The following is a 13887-nucleotide window of genomic DNA, read 5'->3' as shown; positions in this document are numbered from 1 at the left end:
CACTTCATTGTTCAAATAGTGCTAAACCGTAAACAATGCATTTAATGTTGCACTCGGACGCATCTCTGCGGCGGCTTTATCTACATCGAGACGATAATAACCACCCAGGTCGACAGCATTACCCTGAGCGTTATTGAGTTCATCGACTATTGTAGTTTCACTGTTCGCCAGTGATTCAGCCAGCCCGGTAAACTGTGCTTTCAATTCTGTATCCTGACTCTGCTCTGCAACTGCCTGAGCCCAATACATTGCCAGATAGAAATGACTACCTCGGTTATCGAGCTGACCGACACGGCGCAATGGTGACTTATTCTGGTCCAGGAATCGGCCAATCGCGCTATCTAATGTATCGGCCAATACTTGTGCCTTAGCATTATCGGTCGTCTGGCTCAGATGCTCCAGCGATGCCGCCAGCGCCAAAAACTCACCCAGAGAATCCCAACGCAGGTGACCTTCCTTTTCGACTTGCTGAACATGCTTAGGCGCACTTCCGCCAGCACCGGTTTCGAATAATCCACCGCCATTCATCAAAGGGACTATTGAGAGCATTTTTGCACTCGTTCCAAGCTCGAGAATTGGGAATAGATCGGTCAGGTAATCACGCAGTACGTTACCGGTCACAGAGATGGTATTTAACCCATCTTTAGTTCGTTGTAGCGTAAACCGAGTCGCTTCAACCGGTGACATGATGTGGATCGCTAACCCGTCAGTGTCATGTTCAGGCAGATACTGATTCACTTTCTTAATGATTTGAGCATCATGAGCACGGCTTTCATCTAACCAGAACACGGCAGGAGTCGATGAAAGACGTGCGCGTTTAACGGCCAGTTTCACCCAATCACGAATTGGCGCGTCTTTAACCTGACACATTCTCCAGATATCACCAGCTTCAACGTCATGTGACAATAGTACGTCACCATGGTTATCTATGACTCGAACCGTACCCGCAGCCTGAATCTCAAACGTTTTATCATGGCTACCATACTCTTCAGCCTTTTGTGCCATCAAGCCCACATTTGGCACGCTCCCCATGGTAGAAGGGTTAAACGCACCATTTTCTTTACAAAATTGAATGGTCTCTTGATACACACCGGCGTAACAACGATCCGGGATCATCGCCTTAGTATCTTTAGGCTGACCATCTACACCCCACATCATTCCCGATGTACGAATGGCTGCAGGCATAGAAGCATCGATGATCACATCACTAGGCACATGGAGGTTAGTGATCCCTTTGTCTGAATCGACCATAGCAAGCTCAGGACGAGTCTGATAGATAGCTGCTATATCGGCTTCAACTTCAGCTTTTTGAGCCTCTGGAAGCGTGGCTATCTTCGCGTAGACATCACCAAGACCATTGTTTACATCCACGCCCAGTTGCTCAAACAGTTCTGAGTGCTTAGCGAATAACTCTTTGTAGTACACCTTAACGGCATGGCCAAAAAGAATGGGGTCAGAGACTTTCATCATGGTCGCTTTCAAGTGCAGAGAGAGTAGAACTCCTTGTGCCTTCGCGTCTTGAGTTTCACGCTCGAAGAACTCAACCAGTGATTTTTTACTCATGACAGAAGCATCGATGACTTCACCGACCTTCAAAGAGAGTGACTCTCTTAATACCATCTCACCGCCATCTTTCTTGGCCAGTACGATATGCACATTACTCTCTTTATCAAGCGTTAATGATTTCTCACTACCATAAAAATCGCCTTCACTCATATGCGCAACATGAGATTTTGAATCACGACTCCAGGCCCCCATCGAGTGAGGGTTCTTTTGTGCATACTTCTTTACTGAACCCGGAGCGCGACGATCTGAGTTTCCTTCACGAAGAACCGGATTAACCGCGCTGCCTTTAATTTTGTCATAGCGTGCCTGAATCGCTTTTTCGGCTGCATTTGCAGGCTCATCAGGATATGACGGAATATCGTAGCCCTTATTCTGTAACTCTAAAATACAGGCTTTAAGCTGAGGAATTGATGCACTGATGTTAGGTAGCTTGATAATATTCGCATCAGGCTTACCCACTAACTCACCTAATTCACCCAAGGCATCTGAAATTTTTTGTGCATCTGTAAGCTTGTTAGGGAAATTAGCAATAATCCGACCCGATAGAGAGATATCACGAGTTTCAACATTCACACCAGCGGCTTGAGTAAACGTCTTGATAATAGGTAATAAAGACAGAGTGGCTAAGGCTGGCGCCTCGTCTGTTTCAGTATAGATAATCGTTGATGATTTGTCGGTCATTTTTAGTCCTACATTGTTGTAAAATAAATAATTTATGATAATTTTAATTTATTCTTATACTGTTTTTTATTAATATACAGTTTCTTATAAGAGTTATTATACAAGCCTGCTAACGGCCCTCTAATCACTACTGAAGGTGGTCGGTGAAGAGCATAAAGCATTTGATAACATGAGTTTATAACTCATAAAATACAAGCTTTTCAGGCCTTAATAACGCATTACCACCCGCGTCGAGCTTCTCAAAACTTAATAACAACTTGGCGCAGATCACACTTTAATGGCGCATATCATAAAACATTCCAGACAATATTCAAATTCCACTAATGGCCAATGCGCAGTACACTAGTATCAATTAAGTCATACTATGCCAGAAGTTAGCCCAAGTGAGTCACACAAATTCTCGTCAAACAAGATCTAAAAGCGCCACTTCTCCTTCCTCGACAGATCGCAGAGGCAAAGTTACCAACAGATTTAATAAGGCAAAAAGCCCACACCTGGGGGCTGAAAAACACAAAACCCGTAAAACGGTTAAGCCCAGAGCAAAAGATCCCATCATCGTCTTGTTTAACAAGCCATTCGATGTACTTTGCCAGTTCACCGATGAGCAGGGACGACAAACCTTAAAAGACTACATTCCCATTCCGGATGTCTATGCTGCCGGGCGGTTGGACCGAGATAGTGAAGGCCTGCTTTTACTCACCAACGACGGGAAATTACAATCAAAAATTACCGAGCCTAAGAAAAAAACTTTCAAGACCTATTGGGCTCAGGTTGAAGGTGAACCCAATGAAGCAGATGTAGATAAGTTACGCCATGGTGTCGAGCTAAAGGATGGGATGACCTTGCCGGCAAAAGTCATGATAATGACTCAACCCGATGTATGGCCACGTACTCCACCTATCAGAGAGCGTAAAGGTATCCCGACGACTTGGCTCGAGATTCAAATCTGTGAAGGCCGAAACCGTCAGGTAAGAAGAATGACGGCAAACATAGGGTTTCCCACTCTCAGATTAATTCGCTATAAAATAGGACAATGGAGTCTTAACGATCTCCAATCCGGAGAATACCAGCGTATAGATATGGTTAACTTATGAGGAGATACAGAATTTAGAGCCAATGCTTAGGAGTCCTCTGGTATTATCCAGCCTCGGTGACTTTCGTAACAAAATTCACTATCCGCTGGAACTGCTTAATGGGGACCATCTGAGGTTAGCCCCGGGCTCGAATGCGTGATAGAATACGCCCCCGAAAATGTAGCTTATTTCCTGTATCACTTTGGATCTTTTCTGGATGATCACGGACAATAGGCTGCGAAGACACATTCAACGGTTTTAGGATCTATGGCATTAATCGAACCCACTGCTATTAACAATAAAAAAGTCATCGTCGGCATGTCTGGCGGTGTTGATTCATCAGTTTCGGCTTACCTGTTACTTAAACAGGGATATCAGGTCGAAGGTCTTTTCATGAAAAATTGGGAAGAAGATGACACCGATGAATATTGTGCTGCGGCAGACGATCTAAAAGATGCACAAGCAGTATGTGACAAGCTGGGTATCAAACTACACACAGTCAACTTCGCCTCTGAATATTGGGACAATGTGTTCGAGTATTTTTTAGCCGAATATAAAGCGGGCAGAACGCCAAATCCTGATATCATCTGTAATAAGGAGATTAAGTTTAAAGCTTTTCTCGAGTTTGCTGATGACATCTTAGATGCTGACTATATCGCTATGGGTCATTATGTTCGCAGAAGCGATGAAAGCGGTCAAAGCCAGATGTTACGAGGCAGAGATGGCAATAAAGATCAAAGCTACTTCCTCTATACCTTAAGCCATGAGCAAATTTCCCGCTCACTTTTCCCTGTAGGCGAACTCGAAAAGAGCGAAGTCAGAGAGATAGCGAAAGAGATGGGTCTTGTCACCCACGATAAGAAAGACAGTACCGGGATCTGTTTTATCGGCGAACGAAAGTTTACTGATTTCCTGAGCACCTTCTTGCCTGCACAGCCAGGAAACATCGAAACCGCCGAAGGTGAAATCATCGGCAAACACCAGGGTCTCATGTACCACACCTTAGGTCAGCGAAAAGGGCTCGGGATCGGTGGCATGAAGAACAGTAATGATGACCCTTGGTATGTGGTCGACAAAGAGATGGACAGAAACGTACTCGTTGTCGGTCAAGGCGGTCATCACCCAAGATTAATGTCGGTGGGCTTCTATGCCGATCAACTCCACTGGGTCGACCGAAAAGGACCTATCGATGGTGCTCAGATCACGGTCAAGACTCGCTACCGCCAAAGAGATGTTGCCTGCACATTAACTTATGAAGGCGATGATAGAATAAAAGTCATATTCGATGAGCCCGTAGCCGCTGTGACCCCTGGTCAATCGGCGGTGTTTTATGATGCCGAGCTTTGCTTAGGTGGCGGTATCATCGATTCATTAATTAGAGAATAACACGTGAGCGATCAGCTAATTGACCGTACTATGGCTTTTGCAGGAATTTTGCAGGCCGTGGCACAAGTGCAACACATAGCCAGACATGGAAACTCAGACCGAGATAGTCTCGCTGCCTGTTTAAACACTGTCTTAGTCACGAATCCAGACACGACCTCAGATGTTTATGCTGACAAGGTAGCCTTAAATAAAGGCTACCAACTCATCATCAATCAACTCGGTGATGCTAAAGATAAAGATGTCGAAGTGACTCGATACCTTGTCGGTATATTAGCCTTAGAGAGAAAGTTGGCTCGTGGCAATGCCATGAGCATTTTATCGGAAAGAATCAATCAGATTCACCGTCAGCTCCACCACTTTGAGATCACCGACGAGCAGGTCATCGCCAATTTCGCTGGTATCTATAGCGATATTATCAGCACCTTAGGTCCAAAAATTCAAATCTCGGGTAATCCGGAGTATCTGAAACAATCTCAAGTACAGGAAAAAATCCGTGCACTTTTACTGTCTGCCATGCGCAGCGCAGTATTGTGGCGCCAATTAGGAGGCAAGCGCAGACACCTTGTCTTCGCCAGAAAAACAATAGTCGATACGGCAAAAAAAAGCCTCACCCTATAAATAAGCTAAGTTCATAAAGGAGCTTCAAATGGAACTTTCCGCACTAACTGCTATCTCTCCCGTAGACGGTCGTTATGGTAGTAAAACCGCCTCATTAAGAGGGATTTTCAGCGAGTACGGCCTGACCAAATACCGTGTTCAAGTCGAAATTAACTGGCTAAAGCTGCTTTCCAGCTGTCCTGAAATTGAAGAAGTTCCCCCCTTTAGCGAGACAGCGCTTGCCCTTCTCGATCAAATTAAAGATAACTTCAGTGAAGAAGATGCGCTGCGCATTAAAAAGATTGAAGCGACAACCAACCACGATGTAAAAGCGGTTGAATACTTCATCAAAGAGCAAATCGCAGACAATGCAGAACTTGTTGCAATCGATGAGTTTGTGCACTTTGCCTGTACATCAGAAGATATCAATAACCTGTCTCATGGCCTGATGCTCAGCGAAGCACGTGAGCAGGTATTAGCCCCTTACTGTCAGCAAGTCATCGATGCGATCAAAGCCTTGGCTAAAGAGCACCGTTCAGTACCTTTAATGTCACGAACTCATGGTCAACCGGCCTCTCCTTCTACCTTAGGTAAAGAGATGGCTAACGTTGTCATTCGTCTTGAGCGTCAATTAAAGCAGATCAATTCAGTTGAGATCATGGGTAAGATAAATGGTGCAGTAGGTAACTACAATGCTCACCTGTCAGCCTACCCTGAAGTTGATTGGCATACGCTTTCACAGCGTTTTGTTACCAGCCTGGGACTTAACTGGAACCCTTACACCACACAGATCGAGCCACACGATTATATAGCCGAACTCTTCGATGCTGTTGCGCGTTTCAATACTGTTCTTATCGATTTTGACCGTGATATCTGGGGCTATATCGCTCTGGGTCACTTCAAGCAAAGAACCATTGCCGGCGAGATTGGTTCTTCAACCATGCCACATAAAGTTAACCCTATCGATTTTGAAAACTCGGAAGGTAACTTAGGTATTGCTAACGCACTAATGCAGCATCTGGCATCTAAGCTTCCGGTCTCTCGCTGGCAGCGTGATCTAACCGATTCAACCGTTCTTCGCAACTTAGGTGTTGGTATGGCTCATGCGTTAATCGCCTATCAAGCAACGCTCAAAGGGATCAGTAAGCTTCAAGTCAATGAAGAGCAACTGCGTGCTGAGCTGGATAAAAACTGGGAAGTATTGGCAGAGCCTGTACAAACCGTCATGCGTCGCTACGGTATCGAGAAACCCTATGAGAAGCTCAAAGAGCTGACTCGTGGTAAGCGTATCGATGGCGAACAACTCGCCCTCTTTATCGATGGTCTTGAGTTACCACAAGATGTCAAAATCGAACTTAAGAAGATGACACCTGCTAACTATATCGGTCGTGCGGAAGCCTTCGTAGACGAGCTATAGTCTTAGCCTTAATGGCGAGCTATCTTTAAGCTATGAGAAAGCGGTAAGTTGATACTTACCGCTTTTTTATATCTGATATCTAGCGGACTAATACCTGGCTTAATATGTGGCAGGTGAGAATAGCTCAGGCAGTATTATGAACAGCCAATAAAAATGGCACCATAAAAGGTGCCATTTTCATATCTCAAAACAGTAAACACAGAGAATGTGCTAACTGATCACGCCCACAACTTTTCGTCATTATGGATCTGATAGAGGCTTTCTGCCCGTGATACGAGTAGCTGTGCAAACTTCGCCTGCATAGGATCTTTGGTTGCGCCGGATTTATGTAAGTTTTCAGCCTTCAGCTGCCACATCATAGAGAAATGACGAATCGCCTCACGCGCCGTTCCGGCAACATTCACATCGACATAATCCGAGGGAAGATCGCCGGACATCACCCAAAATGTCTGCTTCTTCGGCTGTTTAGATTCCATTTTCCAAATTGCAACGTAAGGCGCTAAATAACGGCTTTCATCAACAATAACATTACTTGGGATCACTCCCTTTTCGGCGAGAAAACGATTCGCTTTTTGAAAATGTTCTCTGATCCACTCTTGTCTCAGCGCTTCCTGTTTTTCCTGATCAATCTCTTGAGATTGCTCGACTGCTTGCTCCGTCATACTTCATTCCTATCTTATTGTTATTCTGTACATCTGCGAGCGCTTTTCAAAAGTGTCCCGACCTTGACCAAAGAAACGGCACTCAACTTTACGTTAACGTAAAGTGGAAAGCTAAATTGCCACGCAGATCACAATTAATCCAAATCTTTACTTTGTTGAGGGTATCTCTAAATGCTATCGTTCTGCAATAAATTTAAATAAGTCGTCGAATGAACGTTTCATGTTCTCGACGTTTTCATTCCCCAGCGGAGAACTGTACGTGGCTGTATTCAATCATATCTCTTTTGACGAACATGAACAGGTTGTCTTTTGTCAGGACAAAGAAAGTGGCTTAAAAGCGATTATCGCCATCCACAATACAAAACTAGGGCCTGCTGTCGGTGGCTGTAGAATGTGGAACTACGAGTCTGACGACGAAGCCTTAAATGATGTATTAAGACTATCACGTGGCATGACCTATAAAAATGCCCTTGCCGGATTAGAGATGGGCGGCGGAAAGTCTGTGATCATCGCCGATCCTGAGACTGAAAACAGAGAAGCACTATTTCGTGCTTTCGGCCGTTGTATCCACGGCCTGGGTGGAAAATATTATTCGGCTGAAGATGTCGGTGTATCAACCGCGGATATTATGATTGCCCATGAAGAGACGCCATATATGGCAGGCCTTGAGGGTAAAAGTGGTGATCCATCACCTTTCACCGCCTTGGGTACATATTTAGGAATAAAGGCTGCCGTAAAGCATCAGCGCGGCCTTGACTCTCTCAAAGGGCTTAAAATCTCAGTTCAGGGTGTTGGCCATGTTGGTTATTACCTATGTCGTCACCTACACGAAGAGGGAGCCGAGCTAATCGTTACCGATATCCACCAGTCTTCATTAGACAAGGTAGCCACAGAGTTCGGGGCTACCGTGGTGGCCCCACAAGATATCTATAAGCAAGATGTCGATGTTTACGCTCCTTGTGCATTGGGTGCAACCATTAATGATGTCACCATCCCACAACTTAAAGCGACGATCGTTGCCGGTTGTGCCAATAACCAGTTAGCCGAGCCACGTCATGGTGAGAAGCTTAAAGAGCTCGATATCTTGTATGCGCCGGACTATGTGATCAATGCCGGTGGCATTATCAACGTGTCGTTCGAAAAAGATTATGACGTGACCTCATCGACTAAAAAAGTCGAAGAGATCTACGGCACTCTGATGAGAATATTTGCCCAGGCAGACGAGCAGGACAGAACGACAGGTTCTGTTGCCGATGAGATGGCACGTAACATCATTGAAGCCGCCAAAAGCTAAGTCTTTAGGAAAAATACTACACACATTTCCTAAACTTCTCTGAAGGGACGAAATATTAATTTCGTCCCTTTTTTTAATTAAATTTTTTTACCAGTGCAGCCAAAGGGATAGAAATTTGACACAGAAATTTCATCCTTTCGACTGGATAATGTCATATTTGTCTGCTTGACTTAGAGCCTCATTATCTCGCGTAGGAAAACGCTATGGTTACTTTCAAGTATGATCTCAACCAAGATATTGTCGAACTTCAAGCCAGCAACTGGTGCGGGTTAGAGCAAGTGTTTGTCAACGGGAAAATGGTATCTAGAAAACTGAACTTCAGTCAGAACAGCGAACATAAAATCAAGCTGAATGATGGTAATCCATGTCGTTTTCAATTACTTATAGACCCTACATCTGAACAGATGGTCTGCAGGATCTATAAGAGAAATAACCTGGTCACCAGTATCAACCAAGGCAAAGAAAATTTACTGCAGAGTAGAAAACTGCTTCAAAATATGACCATTTTCTTAACCCTTTCAGGTTTACTATTCTTACTTCTTAACTAAGCTAGACACGGCGTTGCCGGTTAACACAGGCCGATAGAATTGTCTTTAATGCAGATCTGATGACTGTCCTGGTAATTACCGCTTCCAGCCGTCACAGTCGTAATAGAAAGTTTCTGTTTATCTGTGCCATTCTCGATTAGCATCGCCTTTAAAATGGTGCCATCTCGGGGAAACGACACTGCGGCAGCAAAATCACCTACAGATAGATCTCGATACAGTTTTACAGTGATACTTCCTATGGATCGCGGCTCTAAGCTTCCTTCACTCACCACTAATGTGGCGCCACTAGCCAGTTCAAACCTTTCAAGGTAAACCCCGGATGAAGAGTGTATAGAGGTATCAGATTTGGACTTGGGTTTATTGATATTGATTGAACACGCGCTCACGGCGAAAGATAACAAGAGTAAAGGCAGATACTTGATCATAAGATCCTCTGATTGAACCTGGCGAATTTAATAACGGCATAAAAGAAAGTGATTCAAAATCACTAATCGATCATTCGGGGAATCGATTAATTTTATTGAGTAAGGCCATAAGGGCTAAGCGCTCATCACCCGAGAGGTTATCAAGAAAGTTGGCGTTGACTCGCTCGGCTTCGATCACAAGATCTTGCTCTAACGCCTTTCCGGCATCGGTAAGAAAAATGTGAAATGCGCGACGATTGTCAGCTTCTTGATGGCGGGTAACCAGGCCTTGTACCTGTAGTTGGTCGAGCAAGCGTGTCATCGTATAATGTGCAACGTCGCACCGTTTAGATAACTCAGTCTGTGTGATCCCCTCCTCTTGCCACAAGGCAAAAAGAACCGGCCAGAGTTTTATATCGAGTTGGTAACGTTTGAGTTTTTGATCCAATGCATTTTGTAGATCAATATTCAAATGCGACACCAGATACCCGAGGCTTTCATACTGTTTCAATCAGCATCTCCCATCCGTCAGCACCTGATTTAATACTACCACTTAGCCTGCAGGAAACTAGCATTAGTCATAACTAATTACGAATTAAAGCTTAAGCCTTTGATTAATTATTTTAATTTTCAGAAATTATGAACTGATTGATAAAGCGGTAATAGCAAGCACGGCCCAATTTAGCTTTGAGGCCTCTCTCTAACTCAAGGAAAATGCCTTCATCATTAAGTTCAAATGCCTTCACATTTTCCACCTTATGCTTCGTCTCAAGAGCAGAGTCTAGCAAAAATGCATGCTCTTTCTGTTCGTAACCCACGATGATTAACGCCGCATCAGCAACCATTACCCGTAACTTTTCAGCTGGAGTGATCAGGTAATATTGGCCGTCGATACAGTGTAAAATCGAGGAGAAGAGCCGGGCAAACTTGTTCGGTAATCGCTCTCCTCGATAATACCAGTCACCCTGAGTAGTGATATTAAACAGGGGGTCCTCAGAGCAAAGCGGCGCCCCTTTAGTCAGCTTAGCTAACTCACAATCAGCGGTCTTGCTACTTTCACTCATATCAACTCCTTAAAACAACAAAGCCAGGTAATACCAACCGGTACAACACCTGGCTTTTGTCGCTGTTAGCCAGATTAATGGTTTATAAAAGCGCCAATAACGCCTGAACCGGATGTCTGGGCTTAAAACCACCGAAACGTTTCACCTGACTTCGACAAGAGTAACCGGACACTAAGATCTGTTCACTGGGTAATGACTTTAACGTTTGCTCCCAGGACATGGAAAATAGCTCTCGAGATCTTTCTTGATTCTCGGCTTCATGGCCATAAGTACCAGCCATGCCACAACACCCCAGACTCACCGTCTCTAATTTTGCACCGAAGTGGTTAAATATCTTCTTCCACTCTGTCGCGGTATTAGGTTTTGCCGTTGACTCGGTACAATGGCTGAACCAGGTGAATTCATTTGAAGCATCTTGATTAACAGTCAGCTTATCGCAATGTTCGATAGCCTCTAAGAGCCATTCATTAGACAACTTGACATTAAAATCACCACAACTATCCCCAAGCACTTCACGATATTCATCCCGGTAGCAAAGCACCATAGCAGGATCGACACCCACCATCGGCATATTCAGCTCAAAAACCTGTGTCAAGAAATCGGCCGAAGACTGAGCCGTCTTAGCAAATTTACTGAGGAAGCCTTTAATATGTATCGGCTTGCCATTGGGTTTAAAGGGTAAAAGCACAGGCTTAAGGCCCAATTTTTCAATCAACTTGATAAAGTGATAGACAGTATCGGCTTCATAGAAGCTATTAAAGGGATCTTGTACCACCAACACATAGTTTTGGCGCTCACCCTGGGGGATATTCTGCAGCGCTTCGAGATCATAACCACGACAGGCGTGGCCATCGAGACGTTGTTTCAGTGTCGGTATCGATAGTGCCGGAGCATCCACATAACCCAAAGACCTCTTTATCACCCACTGACTTAACGGGTTCTGAGAAACGGCATTGGTTAATCTTGGAGCTATTGCCATTAACGGCAAGCTCTCTTCAATTCCCGCGACGAGATAGTCTTTCACCGGGCGCAGATACCTTTGATAATAGATATTAAAGAACTGAGCCCTGAACTTAGGTACATCGACCTTAACCGGACACTGAGATGTGCAGGCCTTACAGGCCAGACAGCCTTTTAATGACTCCATCACTTCATGTGAATAATCATACTCACGGCTCGCTTTTAATGTGTTTTGAGTGCGCTGCAACCAGCCCAGGGGCTTGGATTTGGCAAGCGCGTCGACATCGACGCCTTCGGATTCGAGTAAGCGTAACCATTCTCGCATCAAGCCCGCTCGACCTTTTGGAGACTGAACCCGATCCCCTGTAACTTTAAAAGATGGACACATGGGTGAATAGGCACTGTAGTTGAAACAAAGCCCATTGCCGTTGCAGTTCATCACATCAGGGAAAGCCTCTCTGGTTTCCATGGGAATTTGGCGATCGAAACTGCCGCGTTTAACACTATCGACATTATAAATCAGTGCACCTGTCCCCTTAGGAGCCACCAGCTTACCGGGATTTAATTTATTCTTAGGGTCAAACAACCCTTTAACCTCTTCCAGAACACCGTACAGCTCTTCACCAAAGACCGAGGGACCATATTCACCACGCACGCCTTTACCGTGCTCTCCCCACATCAAACCGCCATATTTTAATGTAAGCTCAGCCACTTGGTCCGAAACGGTTTTAAGCAACCTTTCATCATCAATATCACACATATCCAGTGCAGGTCTGACATGAAGTACGCCGGCGTCAACATGACCAAACATACCATATTGAAGCTGATGACTGTCGAGTAAGGCTCTGAACTCCATGATGAAGTCGGCGAGTTTTTCAGGGGGTACGGCCGTATCTTCTGCAAAGGCCAGCGGTTTTCTACGTCCTTTAGCCGCGCCAAGTAAGCCAACGGCTTTCTTACGCATGGCGTAGATCGTATTGATGCTCTTTTTATCATTGGTGACCTGATAGCCGAGCAGCCCACCGGCGCTTTCATCAATTTGTGTCTCTAATGCTGAGGTTAATGCAGCGACTTTAGCCTCGACCTCCTCCTGCTCGCCGGCAAACTCCACCATATTGAGTCCATCGATAACACTGCCGGGAACATCTTTTATCAGCTCAGAAACGGAGTGCCAGATGATGTCCTGTTGCGCCAGATTAAGGACTTTCGAGTCTATCGTTTCGACAACGGTCGCTTTGGCTTTCACGAGCTCTGGGGCATGACGCAGCGCCGATTCGAAAGAGTTGTACTTGATGTTAACCATCATTCGCACCGAAGGAAGCGGTGTAATATTCAATTTAGCTTCGGTAATAACGGCAAGCGTACCTTCAGAGCCAGTCAATATTCTCGACAGGTTAAATTCAGTTAACTCATCATTCCAGACATTCTTAAGGTCGTAACCCGTTAAAAATCGATTAAGTTTTGGAAATCTGGATTCAATGAGTGGACGTTTGTCACTGCAAATATTAGCTATCGACGTCAGCAAGGTTTGACCGAGAGGGTTAGATGTCACGGCATCAATATTCTCGAGTTCCTTGGGCGTGATTGAATAAGTATCGAGCACACTACCATCATATAGCACACTGGAGAGGCCGATAACATGATCTGAGGTTTTGCCATAAACCAGTGAACCGGCTCCCGAGGCATCGGTATTAACCATCCCCCCCATCGTCGCCCTATTTGATGTGGAGAGATCGGGACTGAAGAAATATCCATGGGGTCTCAAAGCGTCATTAAGCGCATCTTTGACCACACCGGCTTCGACCCTAACCCACGCTTCCTCAGGGTTAATTTCTATGACCTTATTCAAATATCGAGACAGGTCCAGGACTAATCCATGAGTCAACGCCTGGCCATTGGTTCCTGTACCGCCACCACGGGCACTGAATACCACTTGCGAAAATTCAGCACTGGTCGCCAGCATAAGTACTAAACGCACATCTTTCTGACTTCTGGGGTAGATAACGGCTTGAGGAAGGAATTGATACACTGAGTTATCTGTCGCCTGCGCTAAACGCGCACTGTAGCGTTTATCGATATCACCAGTGAAATCACTTTGCTCAAGCGCTGCCAGGAAGGCAAGATATACGGGCTCTAGCGTTTGTTCATGAGATAACTTTGGTAACTTATCGATAGGTAACATATCAGCTTCAGTCTACTTTAATTGTTAAAATTTTGATTTACAGTATATACCCA

The 13887-nt window shown here is 44.9% G+C and carries 12 protein-coding genes; 6 read left to right on the top strand and 6 right to left on the bottom strand.

Going from position 1 to position 13887, the window contains the following annotated elements; genetic code table 11:
• Positions 1–21: 21 nt before the first annotated feature.
• Positions 22–2247, bottom strand: coding sequence for an NADP-dependent isocitrate dehydrogenase (locus SSED_RS09800; protein ID WP_012142230.1), 2226 nt, complete (start codon positions 2245–2247; stop codon positions 22–24).
• Positions 2248–2630: 383 nt separating this feature from the next.
• Here SSED_RS09800 and SSED_RS09795 point away from each other — a divergent pair, with 383 nt between their 5' ends.
• From SSED_RS09795 to purB, 4 genes are all read left to right on the top strand, one after another.
• Positions 2631–3341, top strand: a complete 711-nt coding sequence (locus SSED_RS09795) for a pseudouridine synthase (RefSeq protein WP_012142229.1) — start codon at positions 2631–2633, stop codon at positions 3339–3341.
• A gap of 246 nt (positions 3342–3587) precedes the next feature.
• Positions 3588–4706: a tRNA 2-thiouridine(34) synthase MnmA gene (mnmA, locus tag SSED_RS09790; protein ID WP_012142228.1), complete on the top strand. Its 1119-nt coding sequence runs from the start codon at positions 3588–3590 to the stop codon at positions 4704–4706.
• Positions 4707–4709: 3 nt separating this feature from the next.
• Positions 4710–5324 carry a high frequency lysogenization protein HflD gene (gene hflD / locus SSED_RS09785; RefSeq protein WP_012142227.1) on the top strand — a complete coding sequence of 205 codons (615 nt, stop codon included), beginning with the start codon at positions 4710–4712 and terminating at the stop codon, positions 5322–5324.
• 28 nt (positions 5325–5352) lie between these two features.
• Positions 5353–6720, top strand: a complete 1368-nt coding sequence (gene purB / locus SSED_RS09780) for an adenylosuccinate lyase (RefSeq protein WP_012142226.1) — start codon at positions 5353–5355, stop codon at positions 6718–6720.
• A gap of 218 nt (positions 6721–6938) precedes the next feature.
• On the opposite strand, the gene SSED_RS09775 is transcribed toward purB, so the two are convergent.
• Complete coding sequence (locus SSED_RS09775; protein WP_012142225.1) at positions 6939–7382, bottom strand: DUF4826 family protein; 444 nt, start codon at positions 7380–7382, stop codon at positions 6939–6941.
• Positions 7383–7641: 259 nt separating this feature from the next.
• Between SSED_RS09775 and SSED_RS09770 the strand changes: the two genes are divergently transcribed.
• Together SSED_RS09770 and SSED_RS09765 are read left to right on the top strand one after the other, a co-directional pair.
• Positions 7642–8676 carry a Leu/Phe/Val dehydrogenase gene (locus tag SSED_RS09770; protein WP_012142224.1) on the top strand — a complete coding sequence of 345 codons (1035 nt, stop codon included), beginning with the start codon at positions 7642–7644 and terminating at the stop codon, positions 8674–8676.
• Positions 8677–8879: 203 nt separating this feature from the next.
• Complete coding sequence (locus SSED_RS09765; protein WP_012142223.1) at positions 8880–9224, top strand: hypothetical protein; 345 nt, start codon at positions 8880–8882, stop codon at positions 9222–9224.
• 20 nt (positions 9225–9244) lie between these two features.
• On the opposite strand, the gene SSED_RS09760 is transcribed toward SSED_RS09765, so the two are convergent.
• The 4 genes from SSED_RS09760 to ydiJ form a co-directional block, all read right to left on the bottom strand.
• A complete protein-coding gene (locus SSED_RS09760; RefSeq protein WP_012142222.1) occupies positions 9245–9649 on the bottom strand; it encodes a PliI family lysozyme inhibitor of I-type lysozyme in 405 nt (134 codons plus the stop codon).
• A gap of 70 nt (positions 9650–9719) precedes the next feature.
• Complete coding sequence (locus SSED_RS09755) at positions 9720–10139, bottom strand: MarR family winged helix-turn-helix transcriptional regulator (protein ID WP_012142221.1); 420 nt, start codon at positions 10137–10139, stop codon at positions 9720–9722.
• Between the two features lie 112 nt (positions 10140–10251).
• Positions 10252–10692, bottom strand: a complete 441-nt coding sequence (locus SSED_RS09750; RefSeq protein ID WP_012142220.1) for a DUF1285 domain-containing protein — start codon at positions 10690–10692, stop codon at positions 10252–10254.
• Positions 10693–10774: 82 nt separating this feature from the next.
• Positions 10775–13834: a D-2-hydroxyglutarate dehydrogenase YdiJ gene (ydiJ, locus tag SSED_RS09745; protein WP_012142219.1), complete on the bottom strand. Its 3060-nt coding sequence runs from the start codon at positions 13832–13834 to the stop codon at positions 10775–10777.
• Positions 13835–13887 lie beyond the last annotated feature (53 nt).

This window comes from Shewanella sediminis HAW-EB3 (assembly GCF_000018025.1).
Taxonomy (GTDB): domain Bacteria; phylum Pseudomonadota; class Gammaproteobacteria; order Enterobacterales; family Shewanellaceae; genus Shewanella; species Shewanella sediminis.
The sequence above is the reverse complement of the archived record's forward strand: the minus strand, read 5'-3'. Positions and strand labels throughout refer to the sequence as shown.